Below are 16,261 nucleotides of genomic sequence, written 5' to 3'. Positions count from 1 at the left end.
GTGCATGTGAAACGCCCGACGGTCCGATTTGTTGCATGGAGCATGCCCGATGCGGCCGGTCTGATCCGGCCGGCTGTTTAAAATGCCGAAGCGGTGATCGCCAGATCGGCGTGGCGCCACGCGGCCTTGAACGCGGCGTCGGCGGTGGCCGCCTCGGCGGTCTTGCCCTGGGCTGCCAGCGACAGGGCGAGCCCCTTCAACGCCCAGCCATTGCCGCGATTGCGCACCAGATCTTCACGATAGACCATGCCGGCGGTAACGGCGTCGCCATTGCGCAAAAGCGCCTCGCCCAGCACTTGACGGGTGGGGGTGAACCAGTTCCACGGTTCGTCATAGGACAGGCTGTCTTCGGCGATGACAGCCGCGCTCAATTGCGTGATTTCATCGCTGGGGCGGTGTTCGGCGCGCGCGATCCGCGCCTCCACCGTCGGGATCGCGACGGCCAGCACCGCGCGCAACATGTTCTGCCCCGCGCCGGTATCGGTCGCCGGGCTGGCGGTGAAGCTGCGCAGCGTGATCAGCGTGGCGCGCGCCTGTGCCACTTTGCCGGTGGCCGCCTGCGCCATCGCCAGCCCGTACAGATATCCGCCGTGCAGGCCTGGCAGCGCGGGATCGGGCGCGGGCATTGCCAGCAATTGATCCCACAGCCCGAACCGCACGCGCGCGCCATAAGATTCGGCCACGTACCAATCCATGCCCGGCATGGCGCGCAGCATGGCATCGGGCACCACGTCGCGGCTGCCGTCCACCGCCTTCAGCGTTTCGGCCTGGCGACCCTCCATCGCGGCGGAATAGGCCAGGAACTGGTAATTGTGGCCGGTGTACATAACCGGATAATAATCGGGCGCATCGGTCTGACCGGCATAGGCCAGATCGGCCATGACCCCGCGCCGGTTGGCCTCGGCAGCGGCCTCGTACTGCCCCACGCGCTGCTGGATGTGCGATGGCATGTGCAACAGGTGCCCTTCGCCAGGTGCGGCATCCTTCAGCACCGCGGCCGAGGGCAGCGCGTCTTCGGGATGGGGCGAAGCCTCGATCGCGTGGATGAAATAGTGGTTGGCGCCGACGTGCGCCGGATCGCGCGCCAGCACCGCTTTCAGCGTGGCGACAATTTCCAGCGTACCCGGCGCGGGCACGCCCTGCGGCGACCACAATTTCCACGCGTGCAGGTTCATCAGCGCCTCGGCATAGAGCACCTGCACATCCAGATCGCCCGGGAACCGCGCCGCCACGCCTTGCAGCGCGGCGGCATAATCCCCCAGCACCGGCAGCAGATGATCGGGATCGAGCGCGTCGCTACCCGGATAGCGTTTGGCCAGCGCGGCGATCAGCGCCTGTTCCACCGGCGATGCGGTGCCGGCCTCGGCTGTGGCGCGATGCAACGCCTCTGCTGCCATGCGGGCGCGATCGGCGGTCAAATAAGGCAGGTTGTAATTCGGGCCGACGGTTAGCGACAGGCCCCAGAAACACGCCGCGCAATGCGGATCCAGCTGGGCCGCGCGCGCAAACGAGCGCGCCGCCTCATCATGGTTGAACCCCCACAGCAACGCCAGACCCTGGTCGAAATAGGCCTGCGCCTCTGGCACGGTGGTTGAAACGGCGCGATGCACTTTGGCCATGCCGTCAAAATGCCGCGCGCCCTGGGCCCAGCCGGCCAGCGTGGTCGGTGGCCCGGGCATCGGCATGGACATCGGCATGTTCATGGGCATATTCATCGGCGCGGCCGGCGGTGGCGGAGCGGCACTGGCGGACCAGCCAGTGCCAGAGGCCAGTACGGCCAGAGTGACCCCGATCAATCTGCGCCGCATGTCTTGTCCCCCCACCCTGTCACTGCATTCACGCCCAATGATCCGGCAAACCTTGCAAGCGCGCAAGCCTGCCGCACGGGCCGTCGCCATGACCGGGCAAAAAAGATGCACCTTTGCGGCGCACCGCCCTCTTCCATCCCCGGACAAATCCTGCTGGATTGGGTGCAGCCCGATACCGGGTGTGGGGGAATGGCCGCTATGCGCGCAATCAGGAATTTGGTGATGGTGGCCACCGCACTTGCGGGTCTGGGTGGCGGGGCCGCGCAGGCGCAAACCGCGCTGCGCCCCGACCAGGTGGAATTTCGCGCGCTGTACAAACAGCTGGTCGAAACCGACAGCTCGATCACCACCGGATCATGCACTGTGCTGGCTGACAAAGTCGAACACCATCTGCGCGCCGCGGGCTATGGCGATGCCGATATCACGCGGTTTGCCGTGCCCGATCATCCGGCCGAAGGCGGGCTGGTGGTGATCCTGCCGGGCACATCGAAAGTGCTGCGGCCGATCCTGCTGCTGGGGCACCTGGATGTGGTGGTCGCGCGGCGGCAGGACTGGGTGCGCGATCCCTACACACTGATCGAGGAAGACGGCAAATTCTATGGCCGCGGCGCCTCTGACATGAAGGCCATGGACGCGATCTGGATCGACCTGATGAGCCGGCTGAAACGCGATGGCACGCAGCTGAAACGCACGCTGAAACTGGCGCTGACCTGTGGTGAGGAAACCAGCACCGCGTTCAACGGCGCACAATGGCTGGCCGAACACCGCCGCGATCTGATCGATGCCGAATTCGCGCTGAACGAAGGCGGCGGCGGGCGCACCGATGGCAAGGGCAAAGTGCTGACGGAAACCCTTCATGTCGGCGAAAAGACCCCGGTCAACTACCGCATCGAGGCGACCAACGCTGGCGGCCATTCATCGATCCCGATCCGCGACAATGCGATCTATGAACTGGCCGACGCGCTGGGTAAGCTGCGCAATTGGGAATTTCCGCTGCAGATGACCGACACCACGCGCGCCTTTTTTGCCAAGGCCGGGGCCGCGCGCGGCGATGATCTGGGCCGGGCGATGGTGACCCTGGCCACTGCCACCCCCGGCAGCGCAGAGTTTGTCGCCGCCGAAGCGCTGGTCAATACCGATCGATCGTATCACGCGATGTTGCGCACCACGTGCGTGGCCACGCTGCTCGACGGCGGGCACGCCAACAACGCACTGCCGCAACGCGCCGGCGCCAATATCAATTGCCGCATTTTTCCGGGCGTTTCGGGCGAAGCGGTGCGGCTGGCGCTGCAGACTGTCATCGCCGACACGCGCATGACAGTGGTGCGCACCGACAACCGCGGCCCGGATGCGGTGCCCCCGCCGCTCGACCCCAAAGTGCTGGGCCCGGCGGAAAAGCTGGTGGCGAAATACTATCCCGGCGTGCCGCTCGTCCCCGCGATGTCGGCCGGCGCCACCGATGGCGTGTATCTTGAGGCGGTGGGCATCCCGTCCTACGGCCCGCCCGGCACCTACAGCAACCCTGATGGCAATGGCGCGCACGGGCTAAACGAATACGCGATCGTCAAAGCGGTCTATACCGGCCGCGATCTGCTGAACGAACTGGTGCGCGAATACGCCTCGCACTGAGTGTATTCGCTGATTATCCGACAATCCTATACGGCACTGGTTCGCGCCGGGCCGGATCGACATCGATCGCCTTGTCGCTGGGGGGAAACGCGCGCTGGTCGCAGGTGTCGCGCGGGCAGATGCGGCATGATGCGCCGATCTGCGCGACCGAGTCTGCCGATGCCAGGTTCAGCCCGTCGGCATAGATGAATTCGGCGGCATGGGTCGCCTCGCACCCCAGCGTTACCGCATAACGGCGCGGCGGGCGGAAATAGGAATTGGATGGTTTCACCAGCCCCTTGGCGATCGACACATATTGGATGCCATCGGGCATCTGCGCCAGTTGCACGTGGATGCGATCGGGAATGGCGACCGCTTCGTGGACGATCCACAACGGGCACGCACCGCCAAACCGGCCGAATTGCAGCCGCGTCGCCGAATGGCGCTTGGTCACATTGCCCGCCATGTCGACCCGGCAGAAATAGACCGGGATGCCGCGCGCGCGCGGGCGTTGCAGCGTGGACAGGCGGTGGCAGCACTGTTCAAAACTGGTGTGGAATTGCAGCCGCAACCGGTCGACATCATGGCGCAGCTCGCGTGCCGCCACGCGAAACCGTTCATAGGGCATCAGCAGTGCGCCGGCGGCATAATTGCCCAGCCCGATCGTCAGCAAATGCCGCGCGGCATCGCTTTGCAGCGCCGCGGCATCAACAATCGCGGCGATCTGTTGCGACAGCGCCAGCGCCGCCACCTGATACGCCAGTTGAAACCGGCCGGATTCGATCGGCTGGTTGGAATCGAGCTCCAGGTGGCGGCGCTCCGCATCGAACTGCCGCATCGGCCCGCCGCTGGTCCAGGCGATGGTCACGCCATTGGCGCGCAGCCACGCTTGCATCGATTGCACACGCGGCGATGGATCGGCGCCGGCGATGTCGGCGGCCAGCGCCTCGGCCGCGCAATCCAGCGCATCGACATAATTGTTGGCATTGTGGAACCAGTCGCGCACTTCCTCCCACGGCAGGCGGCCGCCGGCGGCCAGGCTGGTGCCGATGGTCTCATCCAACATGTCCAGCCGCAGCCGGGTTTGCGTGTGCAGGCTGTGCAACTGGATGAAACTGGCGGCAAAGCCGGGAAACTGGCGCACCAGCCGTTCCACCGTTTCACCCGGGTGGCCGCCCGGCAATTGCGGATCGGCCAGTGCATCGCGCAGGGCATCGACCATTCCGTCGCCTTCGGCCGGGGCCAGATCGGGCCAGTCGAGCGGGAAGGTCGCGCGCAAGGCATCGGCCAGCGCCGGGGTGAGGTTGCGTTCGCCATTTTCCAGCTGCGACAGGTAACTGGCGCTGATCCCCAGCGCATGCGCCATGTCGATCTGCCGCACCCCGCGCCGATCGCGCAACGCGCGCAGATGGGCCCCGGCAAACAGGCGCTGGCGTGTGGTCATCGGCGGGGCCTTCTTTGCAAAGTTGGGGTTTACAACTTTGCAGATTAACATTGGACAGGTGCAAGGCAATGCGTCATTCGCGCGGGTCAAAGATTTCACAAAGGATGGGCCATGTCCGCCAACATTGCCGAAATGGAAAAACGCCGCGCCGCCGCGCATCTGGGTGGGGGCCAGCGCCGGATCGACGCCCAGCATGCCAAGGGCAAGCTGACCGCGCGCGAACGGCTGGAAATTCTGCTCGACGAAGGCAGCTTTGAAGAAGTCGACGCCTATGTCGAACACAATTGCGTCGATTTCGGCATGCCCGAAACCACCATTCCGGGCGATGGCGTGGTCACCGGGTCGGGCACCATCAACGGCCGGCTGGTGTTTGTATTCGCGCAGGATTTTACGGTGTTTGGCGGCGCAGTGTCCGAACGCCACGCGATGAAGATCTGCAAGATCATGGATACCGCGATGAAGGTCGGCGCGCCGGTGATCGGCCTCAATGATTCGGGCGGCGCACGCATCCAGGAGGGCGTGGCCAGCCTGGGCGGTTATGCCGAGATTTTTCAGCGCAATGTGCTTGCCTCTGGCGTGGTGCCGCAACTGTCGCTGATCATGGGGCCGTGCGCCGGTGGCGCGGTTTATTCGCCGGCGATGACCGACTTCATCTTTATGGTGAAGGACAGCAGCTATATGTTTGTCACCGGGCCCGACGTGGTCAAAACGGTGACCAACGAGATCGTGACGCAGGAAGAGCTTGGTGGCGCGATCACCCACACCACCAAGACTTCGGTGGCGGACCTCGCGTGCGAAAACGATATCGATGCCTTGCTGGCGGCGCGCGAACTGTTTGATTTCCTGCCGCTGACCAACCAGACCGGGGTGCCGGTGCGGCCCAGCAGCGATGCCTGGGACCGGATCGACCACAGCCTGGACAGCTTGATCCCGGCCTCAGCCGCGCAGCCCTATGACATGCACGAAGTGATCCGCAAGGTGCTGGACGAGGGCGATTTCTTTGAAATCCAGCCCAAACACGCGGGCAATATCCTGTGCGGGTTCGGGCGGATCGAGGGCCGGACGGTGGGCGTCGTCGCCAACCAGCCGCTGGTGCTGGCGGGCGTGCTCGACATCAATTCATCCAAGAAAGCCGCGCGGTTCGTGCGGTTCTGCGATGCGTTTGAAATCCCCATCCTGACGTTTGTGGACGTGCCCGGGTTCCTTCCCGGCACAGCACAGGAACACAACGGCATCATCAAGCATGGCGCGAAACTGCTGTTCGCCTATGCCGAGGCGACCGTGCCCAAGATCACCGTGATCACGCGCAAGGCCTATGGCGGGGCTTACGATGTGATGGCCAGCAAGCACCTGCGCGGCGATCTCAACTATGCCTGGCCCACCGCTGAAATTGCGGTGATGGGCGCCAAGGGCGCGGTGGAAATCATCTTTCGCGGGCTGTCGGGCGAAGAACAGGCCGAAAAGGTGCGCGAATACGAAGATCGCTTTGCCAACCCGTTCGTCGCGGCCAGCAAGGGCTTTGTGGACGAGGTGATCCACCCGCATTCGACGCGGCGGCGGATTGCGCTGGGCCTGCGCAAGCTGCGGCACAAGTCGTTGGAAAACCCGTGGAAGAAACACGACAACATTCCGTTGTGATGCGGGGAGAGCCAGCCATGCGCACCCACTTCTTCACACCACTCCCCACCCCCGTTCGTGCTGAGCCTGTCGAAGCAGGCGCGCTGACGCTGGCCTCATTTACCCATCCCCTCAGGGAAGGGTGTCCTGCGCCCGCAATGACGCGCGTCAATCGAACGTCGGACACCCCCACCCAACCCTCCCCCTGGAGGGGGAAGGCTTTAAGGACCGTGCTATGAAACTGGGTCGCTTAAACCATGTCGGTGTGGCGGTGCCGTCGATGGCGGACGCCATCGCCTATTACCGCGATGTGATGGGCGCGAGCCTGATCACCGAACCGTTCGACTTGCCCGAACAGGGCGTAAAGGTCGCCTTCGTCAACACCCCGCACGATAGCGGCGCACTGGGGACGCAGGGCGGCACGCAGATCGAACTGATCGAGCCGCTGGGCGAAACCAGCCCGATCGCCGGCTTTATCGCGAAGAACCCCGCCGGCGGTCAGCATCATCTCTGCTACGAAGTCGATGATATCGACCAGGCGCGCGAATGGTTCACCGCCCAGGGCAAGCGCATCCTGGGCCCCACGCGCATCGGGGCGCATGGCACGCCGATCTTTTTCCTGCACCCCAAGGACATGTTGGGGCAGCTGACCGAAATCATGGAAACGCCGAAAGCGGCGCACTGAGGATTACCATGGCAACGCATGACGATTGGCAGAAAGCCGCCGCGAAAGAGGTGAAGGGCAAGGACCTGACCTGGCACACGCCTGAAGGGATCGCGGTAAAACCGCTGTACACCGCTGCCGATGTGACCGCCGATCCCGGCCTGCCCGGCTTTGCCCCGTTCACACGTGGCGTGCGCGCCAGCATGTATGCCGGGCGGCCGTGGACCATCCGGCAATATGCGGGTTTTTCGACGGCTGAGGAATCCAACGCGTTCTACCGCCGCAACCTGGCCGCGGGCCAAAAAGGCCTGTCGGTCGCGTTCGATCTGGCCACGCATCGCGGCTATGACAGCGATCATCCGCGCGTGGTCGGCGATGTGGGCAAGGCCGGCGTGGCAATCGACAGTGTCGAGGATATGAAGATCCTGTTCGACGGCATCCCGCTCGATCAGATGTCGGTATCGATGACCATGAACGGCGCGGTCATCCCGATCCTGGCGTTCTTTATCGTCGCGGGTGAGGAACAGGGTGTGCCACGCGCCGCGCTCGACGGGACCATTCAGAACGACATTCTGAAGGAGTTCATGGTCCGCAACACCTATATCTATCCGCCCGAACCCAGCATGCGGATCATTTCCGACATCTTTGGCTATACCAGCCGCGAAATGCCCAAGTTCAATTCGATCTCGATTTCCGGCTACCACATGCAGGAAGCCGGCGCGACGCAAGTGCAGGAACTGGCGTTCACCATCGCCGACGGCATGGAATATGTGAAATACGGCGTCGCATCGGGCCTCGACATCGACAAGTTCGCCGGGCGGCTGTCGTTCTTTTTCGCGATCGGCATGAATTTTTTCATGGAGGTCGCCAAACTGCGCGCCGCGCGCGTGCTGTGGCACCGCGTGATGACGCAACTGGGTGCGCAGGACGAACGCAGCAAGATGCTGCGCACGCATTGCCAGACCTCGGGCGTGTCCTTGCAGGAACAGGACCCCTACAACAACGTCATCCGCACCACGATCGAGGCGATGGCGGCGATGCTGGGCGGCACCCAGTCGCTGCACACCAATGCGCTGGATGAAGCGATCGCGCTGCCCACCGATTTTTCCGCGCGCATCGCGCGCAACACGCAGATCGTGATCCAGGAAGAAACCGGCATGTGCAACGTGGTCGATCCGCTGGGCGGGTCGTACTACATCGAAGCACTGACCACCCAACTGGTCGATGCCGCCTGGGCGATCATCGAACGCGTCGAGGCCGAAGGTGGCATGGCCAAGGCGGTCGCCGCCGGCTGGCCCAAGGCAATGATCGAGGAAGCCGCCGCCGGCCGCCAGGCGCGCGTCGATCGCGGCGAAGACGTGATTGTGGGCGTCAACAAATACCGCCTGGGCACCGAGGACAAGCTCGACACGCTCAGCATCGACAACCATGCCGTGCGCGAAGGCCAGATTGCGCGGCTGAAATGGGTGCGTGAATCGCGTGATGAGGCGGCCTGCCGCGCCGCGCTGGCCGCGCTGACCGAGGGCGCAAAGGGCAGCGGCAATCTGCTGGAACTCGCGGTCGATGCCGCGCGCCATCGCGCCACGCTCGGCGAAATTTCCGACGCAATGGAGGCAGTGTTTGGCCGCTACGGCACTGTGCCAACCCCGGTGCGGGGGATCTATGGTGCGGCTTATGCAGGCGATCCGCGTTATGCGCAGGTGCAGGACGGGGTTGCGGCGGTGACCCGCCGGCTGGGCCACACGCCGCGGATGCTGGTCGCGAAAATGGGGCAGGATGGCCATGATCGCGGGGCCAATGTCATCGCCTCGGCCTTTGCTGACATGGGTTTCGACGTGTTCAGCAGCCCCTTGTTCCAGACCCCTGCGGAAACTTGCGCGCAGGCGCTGACGCTTGGGGTCGAAGTGGTCGGCGCGTCGTCGCTGGCAGCCGGACACAAAACGCTCATCCCCGAACTGATCGCACTGCTGCGCGAAGCCGGGCGCAACGACATCAAGGTGGTCGCGGGTGGGGTGATCCCGCCGCAGGACTACGAGTTCCTGCGCGATTCCGGGGTGCAGGGGATATATGGCCCCGGATCAAACATCGTCGAATGCGCCGCCGATGTGCTGCGCCTGCTGGGCCACAACATGCCGCCCGCGGGCGAAGAACTGGATGCGGCGGAATGACCATGCGGCTATCCCGCCCCTTGCCCCTTCGTCACCCCGGGCTTGACCCGGGGCCCCGCTTCTCGGGCGTCGCGCACCACACAGCGGGATCTCGGGTCAAGCCCGGGCCGACGGTTGAATTGCTCTCATTCCCATCCGCAAAGTGAACACATCAATGTTCAAAAAAATCCTCATTGCCAACCGTCGCGCAATTGCCTGTGGCGCGATCAAGGCCGCTCGGCGCTCAATTTATGCCGCCATCACTTCGCTGCGTACTGTCGCGCCGAACTTGGCTTCTGCCTGATGCAGATCATAGGCCGCCTGCATGTTCAGCCAAAGCCGGGCCGGGGTGCCCAGGCTGGCTTCGAGCCGCAGTGCGGTTTCGGGACTGATGCCGCGCCGCCCTGCGACGATATCCTGAATGCGCTGGGGCGGCACACGCAGCTTCAGCGCGAAGGCGTTCGCGGAAAGGCTGCGCGCTTCCAACTCTTCGCGCAGAACGGCGCCGGGGTGGACGGCTTGAAAGGCGAATTGGGCTTCAGGTTTTGTCATCGCGCCACATCCTTAATGGTAATCGACAATTTCGACATCTTCGGCATTGCCATCATGAAAACGGAAAACCAGCCGCCACGGACCGTTGATCGTCATCGCCCATTGCCCTTGCCGGTCACCAGACAGCGCATGCAGGCCAATCGATTTGAGCGGCGGAATGTCGTCCAGCGCATTGGCGGCATGCAACACCTGCAACCGCGCCAAGGCTTTGGCAGCATCCATTCCGCCGAACTTGCTTTTGCCATCCATGGCAAACCGTTGGGTGGCGCGGTTGGCGAAACTGACAATCACACCAACTCCCATGCCATGAACGGCATGACACGTCAACCATGTCATACGAAGTGGGTTCCCTGACAGTGTTCAAGAAAATCCTCATTGCCAACCGGGGCGAAATTGCCTGTCGCGTGATCAAAACGGCGCGTCGGATGGGCATTGCGACCGTGGCGGTCTATTCCGATGCCGATGCGCGCGCGCCGTTTGTGCGCATGGCGGATGAGGCGGTGCATATCGGCCCGGCCCCCGCTGCGCAGTCGTACTTGATCGCCGACAAGATCATTGCTGCGTGCAAGGCGACTGGCGCTGATGCGGTCCACCCCGGCTATGGCTTTCTGTCCGAACGCACCAGTTTTGCGCAGGCGCTGGCCGAAGCGGGGATTGCCTTTGTCGGGCCGCCGGTGGGCGCAATCGCCGCGATGGGCGACAAGATCGAATCGAAAAAGCTGGCGATGGCGGCCGGCGTCAATGTCGTGCCGGGGTTTGTCGGCGAAATCGACAGCACCGAACACGCGGTGCAGATCGCTTCTGAAATCGGTTATCCGGTCATGATGAAGGCCTCTGCCGGCGGCGGGGGCAAGGGCATGCGGCTGGCGCACAGCGAACAGGACGTGCGCGAAGGTTTTGAGGCGGTGAAGCGCGAAGGGCTGAATTCGTTCGGCGATGACCGCGTGTTCATCGAAAAATTCATCCTCAACCCGCGCCATATCGAAATCCAGATCCTGGGCGATCAGCATGGCAACATCGTCTATCTCAACGAACGCGAATGTTCGATCCAGCGGCGCCACCAGAAAGTGGTCGAGGAAGCGCCATCGCCGTTCGTCACCCCCGACATGCGCCGGGCGATGGGCGAACAGTGCGTCGCGCTGTCGCGTGCGGTGGGCTATTATTCCGCCGGCACGGTCGAACTGATCGTGTCGGGCGCCGATCCCACCGGCAAAAGTTTCTATTTTCTGGAAATGAACACCCGGCTGCAGGTGGAACACCCGGTGACCGAGGCGATCACCGGCATCGATCTGGTTGAACAGATGATCCGCGTCGCCGCGGGCGAACCGCTGGCGTTCACGCAAGCTGACATCGGCATCGACGGCTGGGCGATCGAAAACCGCGTCTATGCCGAAGACCCCTATCGCGGCTTTCTGCCCTCCACCGGCCGGCTGGTGCGCTATGATCCGCCGGTGCCCGGTTGGGAAGATGATGGCGCGGGGAACGGCCGGCGCGGGATCGACGGCGTGCGCGTGGACGATGGCGTCTATGAAGGCGGCGAAGTGTCGATGTTCTATGACCCGATGATCGCCAAGCTGATCACCTGGGGCGAAACGCGGGACGAGGCGGCCGACAAGCAGATCGCCGCATTGGACGCGTTCGAAATCGAAGGGCTGGGCCACAACATCGATTTCGTCAGCGCGATCATGCAGCATCCGCGTTTCCGCAGCGGCAATCTCACCACCGGGTTTATCGCAGAGGAATATCCCGACGGGTTCCACGGCGCGCCCGCGTCGGATGAACTGTTGCAGGGTCTGGCGGCGATTGCCGGGTTTTTGGCGACCGCGCGCGCCGATCGCGCGCGGCGCGTTGATGGCCAGTTGGGTGATACGCTCGATCCGCCGGGCGCCTGGTCGGTGCTGATCGACAAGACCCGCCATGCCGTGGTGCTGGCCGCCAATTCGGTCACCGTCGATGGCGTGGCGGTGGACCTGGACATGGAATATACCCCCGGTGACCGCATCGTGCATGCCGATCTGGGCGGTGCGCCAATCAGCGTGCAGGTGGCACCGCTGCGCACCGGGTTCCGCCTGACCACGCGCGGCGCCAGCCACCGGATCGATGTGCTGCCGCAGCGCGTGGCCGCGCTGACCACGCACATGATCGAAAAGATTCCGCCTGATCTGTCGCGCTATCTGATCTGCCCGATGCCCGGGCTGCTGGTCGCGCTGCATGTTGGGCCGGGTGACGCGGTGGAGGCGGGGCAACCGCTGGCCGTGGTCGAAGCGATGAAGATGGAAAACATCCTGCGCGCCGAAAAAGCGGGCCGGGTGAAATCGGTGAATGCCAAGGCCGGGGAAAGCCTTGCGGTTGACGCGATTATTCTCGAAATGGAATGAGCCGTGCGAGCGCTGGCGCGACGATGCGAATCGTCGTGATGGCGCTGGCAATTTTGCCCCGATCGTCAGTTGACGTTTACGTAAACGCGAATTAGGGGGCGCACACAGTTGGTTGGAAAAAGGCGTAAAGACCCATGAAAGCGCTGGTAACGGTAAAACGGGTGATCGATTACAACGTGAAACCGCGGGTAAAGGCGGACGGCACGGGTGTCGATCTGGCCAATGTCAAAATGAGCATGAACCCGTTTGACGAAATCGCGGTGGAAGAGGCGCTGCGCCTGCGCGAAAAGGGCGTCGTGACCGAAGTGCTGGTGGTATCCATCGGGCCGGCCAAGGCGACCGAAACGCTGCGCACCGCGCTGGCGATGGGCGCCGACCGCGCCATTCTGGTGCAGGTGGAAACCGAGGTTGAACCGCTGGCGGTCGCCAAGATCATCAAGGCTATCGCCGACGAAGAACAGCCCGGGCTGATCATCACCGGCAAGCAGGCGATTGACGACGACAGCAACCAGACGGGGCAGATGATTGCCGCGCTGCTGGGTCGTGGCCAGGGCACTTTCGCCAACGAAATCAGCGTCGAAGGCGATCACGTGGTGGTCAAACGCGAAGTCGATGGCGGGCTGGAAACGCTGAAGCTCCCGCTGCCGGCGGTGATCACCGCCGATCTGCGGTTGAACGAACCGCGCTATGCCAGCCTGCCCAACATCATGAAGGCGAAGTCAAAGCCGCTGGCGACCAAGACCGCCGCCGATTATGGCGTGGACATTGCCCCCCGCCTGAAAACGCTGAAAGTCGGCGAACCGCCCATGCGCAGCGCCGGGATCAAGGTCGCGGACGTGGACGCGCTGGTTGCCAAGCTCAAAGAAATGGGAGTTGCCTGACATGGCAAAGGTACTCGTTTGGGTCGAACACGATGGTGCGTCGGTAAAGGACGCGACGCTGGCGACGGTGACCGCCGCCACGCAACTGGGCGATGTGACCGCGCTGGTCGCAGGGTCGGGCGTGGATGCCGTGGCCGCACAGGCCGCGCAGATTGCCGGCGTCGGTGCGGTGCTGGTGGCCGATGACGCCGCCTATGCCCATGCGCTGGCGGAAAACATCGCGCCGCTGATCGCCGGATTGCTGGCCGATTACGACGCGTTTGTCGCGCCTGCCACCACCACCGGCAAAAACGTCGCCCCGCGCGTCGCCGCGCTGATCGATGTGGCGCAAGTGTCGGACATCCTGTCGGTCGAAGGGCCAAAAACCTTTACCCGCCCGATCTATGCCGGCAACGCCATCGCCACGGTCGAATCGACCGATGCGAAACTGGTGATCACCGTGCGCGGCACCGCCTTTGCCAAGGCCGAACCGACCGGCGGCAGCGCCACCGTGACCGCCGTCGCGGCGGGCGCGGATTCGGGCCTGTCGGCCTATCTGGGTTCGGAAATTGCCAAGCTCGAACGGCCGGAACTGACCTCTGCCAAAATCATCGTGTCGGGTGGCCGCGCGCTGAAGGATGCGGATACGTTCGCTTCGACCATCACACCGCTGGCCGACAAGCTGGGTGCTGCGATCGGCGCCAGCCGCGCTGCGGTCGATGCGGGCTATGTGCCCAATGACTATCAGGTCGGCCAGACCGGCAAGATCGTCGCCCCGGAAATCTATGTCGCGGTCGGCATTTCGGGCGCGATTCAGCATCTGGCGGGGATGAAGGACAGCAAGACCATCATCGCCATCAACAAGGACGAAGATGCGCCGATCTTCCAGGTTGCAGACCTGGGCCTGGTGGCAGACCTGTTCAGCGCCGTGCCGGAACTGACCGGAAAGCTGTAACACCGGCGCAACGACGATCTTGTCCCCTCCGCTTCGGGGAGGGGACGGGATCGGACCAGGCGGGAAACCTGTGTCGGCCAGATCGATAATCCTTGTCGAAGATGATCCGGCGCTGCGCACACTGACCGCCCGCGTGCTGGCGTCGCATGGCTATGACGTTCGCACCGCGACGACCGGCGCGGAACTGTGGGTCCTGCTGGACAATGGCCCTGCCGATCTGATCGTGCTCGACATCATGCTGCCAGGTACTTCGGGCATCGACCTGTTTCGCCGGCTGCGGCGTGACAGCGACATTCCGGTCATCTTTGTCAGCGCGCGCGGCAGCGAAGAAGATCGCGTGCTGGGGCTGGAACTGGGCGCGGATGACTATCTGGCCAAGCCGTTCGGCACGCGCGAATTGCTGGCGCGCATCGGCGCGGTGCTGCGGCGCGGCCGCGGCGAAAGCGATGATGCCGGATCGGGCCGCGCGTTCAGCTTTGATGGCTGGCACTTGTCGCTGGTCCGCCGCGAATTGCGGTCGCAGGATGGCACGCTGGTCGATCTGACTGCGGCGGAATTCGATCTGCTGGCGACCTTCGTGTGCCAGCCGCAGCGCGTGATTGGCCGCCAGCGGTTGATCGAACTGTCGCGCATGCGGCTGTCGGACAGTTCGGATCGCAGCATCGACGTATTGGTCAGCCGGTTGCGCCGCAAATTGAGCAATGCGCGCGGCGAAGCGCCGCTGACCACTGTGCGCGGCCTGGGGTACATGTTCACCGCCAGCGTGGAACGGCATTGATGGGCCTGCGCCAATGGGGCCTGACTGCGCGCATTTTGTTCATCCTGGTGCTGGTGCTGGTGCTGGATTTTACCGCCAACGCCTGGCTGAACGAACGGTCCAACCGCTTTTCAATGCCGCACGACGAGGCCGCCGCGCTCGCGCAGAATTTGATCGCGGCGGAATCGCGGATCGATCGCGCCACGCCCGCCGACCGTGCCGCGCTGACGCGGCGCCTGAGCAGCGCCACGCTGCGGTTTGACTGGTCTGCTGGCAACCAGGCGCCGGTGCCGGGCATCGATCTGGGCAATCTTGAAGATCAGCTGCTGCGGTTGCAACCCGCGCTGGCGCGCGCGCGGCTGGAAATGACGATTTCGCCGCTGCGCCTGACCGACGGACTGACCGGCACGATGACGCTGGGTGATCGCACGACCTTGCGCTTTGCCGGCGATACCCGTTCGGCCTGGCCGCTGGTGCTGGGCCACCTGGCCGATTTCCTGTTGCCGACCACCGCGTTTGCACTGCTGGCGTGGTTGCTGACCTATGGTGCGCTGCGCCCGTTGCGCAAACTGGTGCGCGCCAGCCTGCGCGTTGGCACGCGCCGTGCGCAGCCGATCGCCGTGGCCGGGCCGGGTGAAGTGCAGTTGCTGATCCGCGCGTTCAATTCGATGCAGCAACGCATCGATGCGCTGCTTGATTCAAATTCGCAGACGATTCTGGCCATCGCGCATGATCTGCGCACGCCGTTGACGCGCATGCAATTGCGGCTGGATGCGATGGGCATCGATGACGATGACCGGCAGGGGCTGGAATCCGACATGGGCGAGATCCGCGATCTGCTGGCTTCGCTGCAAAGCTATATCGATCTGGATGGCGATGCGGCGCTGCGCGAACCGGTTGATCTTGCTGCGATGGCGCAGACACTGGTCGATCAATCGAGCGAAACCGGCGGCGTGGCCAGCTATCACGGTCCCGATCATCTGGTCGTCCATGCCCGGCCGCTGGCGCTGCGACGGTCGATCGGCAATCTGCTCGACAATGCGGTGCATTACGGCGGCTCTGCGCGCGTGATCCTGGTCGGTCCGCCGTCGGGGGTGACCATCATGGTCGAGGATGACGGTCCTGGTATTCCGCCCGATGCCTTTGACAAAGTGCTGCAACCGTTCATCCGGCTGGACCATGCGCGCGAACGCAATACCAGCGGCATGGGGCTGGGCCTGGCCATCGTCGATCGCGCCGTGCGCGCAGAGGGCGGCGCGCTGATACTGGCCAACCGGCCCACTGGCGGGCTGCGCGCCACGATCCGCCTGCCGGAATCGGCGCTTTTACCCGCGCCAGCAACACTTCCTTACAATTGAGCAAAATTCGGGAAAAAGCCGCGCCCTAGAACGACGGGCATGTGCAATGACGACAAAACGTCCCCGCTCAGGTGCAAGGTCGGGGGTATGACCCCAGCCTTTGCCGCGTTGAT

Annotated in this window: 13 protein-coding genes; 9 read left to right on the top strand and 4 right to left on the bottom strand. The window is 64.0% G+C overall.

Annotated elements, in window-relative coordinates:
* Window positions 1-77: 77 nt before the first annotated feature.
* Window positions 78-1,808 carry a tetratricopeptide repeat protein gene (locus ABWP89_RS07445; RefSeq protein WP_353228301.1) on the bottom strand — a complete coding sequence of 577 codons (1,731 nt, stop codon included), beginning with the start codon at window positions 1,806-1,808 and terminating at the stop codon, window positions 78-80.
* A 198-nt stretch (window positions 1,809-2,006) separates the two neighbouring features.
* Here ABWP89_RS07445 and ABWP89_RS07440 point away from each other — a divergent pair, with 198 nt between their 5' ends.
* Window positions 2,007-3,437, top strand: a complete 1,431-nt coding sequence (locus ABWP89_RS07440; protein WP_502915257.1) for a M20/M25/M40 family metallo-hydrolase — start codon at window positions 2,007-2,009, stop codon at window positions 3,435-3,437.
* Window positions 3,438-3,450: 13 nt separating this feature from the next.
* Here ABWP89_RS07440 and ABWP89_RS07435 read toward each other — a convergent pair whose 3' ends face one another.
* Complete coding sequence (locus ABWP89_RS07435) at window positions 3,451-4,860, bottom strand: helix-turn-helix domain-containing protein (protein WP_353228298.1); 1,410 nt, start codon at window positions 4,858-4,860, stop codon at window positions 3,451-3,453.
* 111 nt (window positions 4,861-4,971) lie between these two features.
* Here ABWP89_RS07435 and ABWP89_RS07430 point away from each other — a divergent pair, with 111 nt between their 5' ends.
* The 3 genes from ABWP89_RS07430 to scpA all read left to right on the top strand — a co-directional run bounded on the left by ABWP89_RS07430 (window position 4,972) and on the right by scpA (window position 9,309).
* Window positions 4,972-6,498: an acyl-CoA carboxylase subunit beta gene (locus ABWP89_RS07430; RefSeq protein WP_353228296.1), complete on the top strand. Its 1,527-nt coding sequence runs from the start codon at window positions 4,972-4,974 to the stop codon at window positions 6,496-6,498.
* Window positions 6,499-6,712: 214 nt separating this feature from the next.
* Window positions 6,713-7,162, top strand: coding sequence for a methylmalonyl-CoA epimerase (mce, locus tag ABWP89_RS07425; protein WP_353228295.1), 450 nt, complete (start codon window positions 6,713-6,715; stop codon window positions 7,160-7,162).
* Window positions 7,163-7,170: 8 nt separating this feature from the next.
* A complete protein-coding gene (gene scpA / locus ABWP89_RS07420) occupies window positions 7,171-9,309 on the top strand; it encodes a methylmalonyl-CoA mutase (protein WP_353228294.1) in 2,139 nt (712 codons plus the stop codon).
* Window positions 9,310-9,537: 228 nt separating this feature from the next.
* Here scpA and ABWP89_RS07415 read toward each other — a convergent pair whose 3' ends face one another.
* Window positions 9,538-9,840 carry a HigA family addiction module antitoxin gene (locus tag ABWP89_RS07415; protein WP_353228292.1) on the bottom strand — a complete coding sequence of 101 codons (303 nt, stop codon included), beginning with the start codon at window positions 9,838-9,840 and terminating at the stop codon, window positions 9,538-9,540.
* A 12-nt stretch (window positions 9,841-9,852) separates the two neighbouring features.
* The gene (locus ABWP89_RS07410; RefSeq protein ID WP_353228291.1) at window positions 9,853-10,131 is read right to left on the bottom strand and encodes a type II toxin-antitoxin system RelE/ParE family toxin; all 279 of its coding nucleotides are present in this window, start codon (window positions 10,129-10,131) and stop codon (window positions 9,853-9,855) included.
* A gap of 65 nt (window positions 10,132-10,196) precedes the next feature.
* Here ABWP89_RS07410 and ABWP89_RS07405 point away from each other — a divergent pair, with 65 nt between their 5' ends.
* The 5 genes from ABWP89_RS07405 to ABWP89_RS07385 all read left to right on the top strand — a co-directional run bounded on the left by ABWP89_RS07405 (window position 10,197) and on the right by ABWP89_RS07385 (window position 16,148).
* Complete coding sequence (locus ABWP89_RS07405) at window positions 10,197-12,218, top strand: ATP-binding protein (protein ID WP_353228322.1); 2,022 nt, start codon at window positions 10,197-10,199, stop codon at window positions 12,216-12,218.
* 134 nt (window positions 12,219-12,352) lie between these two features.
* Window positions 12,353-13,099: an electron transfer flavoprotein subunit beta/FixA family protein gene (locus ABWP89_RS07400; protein ID WP_353228289.1), complete on the top strand. Its 747-nt coding sequence runs from the start codon at window positions 12,353-12,355 to the stop codon at window positions 13,097-13,099.
* A gap of 1 nt (window position 13,100) precedes the next feature.
* Window positions 13,101-14,033 (top strand): electron transfer flavoprotein subunit alpha/FixB family protein, encoded by a 933-nt coding sequence (locus tag ABWP89_RS07395; protein ID WP_353228287.1) that lies wholly within the window; start codon window positions 13,101-13,103, stop codon window positions 14,031-14,033.
* A gap of 70 nt (window positions 14,034-14,103) precedes the next feature.
* Entirely contained in the window at window positions 14,104-14,811 is a 708-nt protein-coding gene (locus ABWP89_RS07390) for a response regulator transcription factor (protein WP_353228286.1), read from the top strand.
* Complete coding sequence (locus ABWP89_RS07385) at window positions 14,811-16,148, top strand: ATP-binding protein (protein ID WP_353228284.1); 1,338 nt, start codon at window positions 14,811-14,813, stop codon at window positions 16,146-16,148. The genes ABWP89_RS07390 and ABWP89_RS07385 overlap by 1 nt, the downstream gene beginning before the upstream one ends.
* Window positions 16,149-16,261 lie beyond the last annotated feature (113 nt).

The organism is Novosphingobium sp. (assembly GCF_040398825.1).
Classification (GTDB): domain Bacteria; phylum Pseudomonadota; class Alphaproteobacteria; order Sphingomonadales; family Sphingomonadaceae; genus Novosphingobium.
Note: the sequence above shows the minus strand (reverse complement) of the source record. Positions and strands in the feature narration are given on the sequence as shown.

Excerpts from the sequence above, each read along its gene's own strand:
- ABWP89_RS07430 (WP_353228296.1), top strand. The coding sequence starts at position 4,972 with ATGTCCGCCAACATTGCCGAAATGGAAAAACGCCGCGCCGCCGCGCAT.
- ABWP89_RS07445 (WP_353228301.1), bottom strand. The coding sequence starts at position 1,808 with ATGCGGCGCAGATTGATCGGGGTCACTCTGGCCGTACTGGCCTCTGGC.
- mce (WP_353228295.1), top strand. The coding sequence starts at position 6,713 with ATGAAACTGGGTCGCTTAAACCATGTCGGTGTGGCGGTGCCGTCGATG.
- ABWP89_RS07400 (WP_353228289.1), top strand. The coding sequence starts at position 12,353 with ATGAAAGCGCTGGTAACGGTAAAACGGGTGATCGATTACAACGTGAAA.
- ABWP89_RS07385 (WP_353228284.1), top strand. The coding sequence starts at position 14,811 with ATGGGCCTGCGCCAATGGGGCCTGACTGCGCGCATTTTGTTCATCCTG.
- scpA (WP_353228294.1), top strand. The coding sequence starts at position 7,171 with ATGGCAACGCATGACGATTGGCAGAAAGCCGCCGCGAAAGAGGTGAAG.
- ABWP89_RS07435 (WP_353228298.1), bottom strand. The coding sequence starts at position 4,860 with ATGACCACACGCCAGCGCCTGTTTGCCGGGGCCCATCTGCGCGCGTTG.
- ABWP89_RS07395 (WP_353228287.1), top strand. The coding sequence starts at position 13,101 with ATGGCAAAGGTACTCGTTTGGGTCGAACACGATGGTGCGTCGGTAAAG.
- ABWP89_RS07415 (WP_353228292.1), bottom strand. The coding sequence starts at position 9,840 with ATGACAAAACCTGAAGCCCAATTCGCCTTTCAAGCCGTCCACCCCGGC.
- ABWP89_RS07440 (WP_502915257.1), top strand. The coding sequence starts at position 2,007 with ATGCGCGCAATCAGGAATTTGGTGATGGTGGCCACCGCACTTGCGGGT.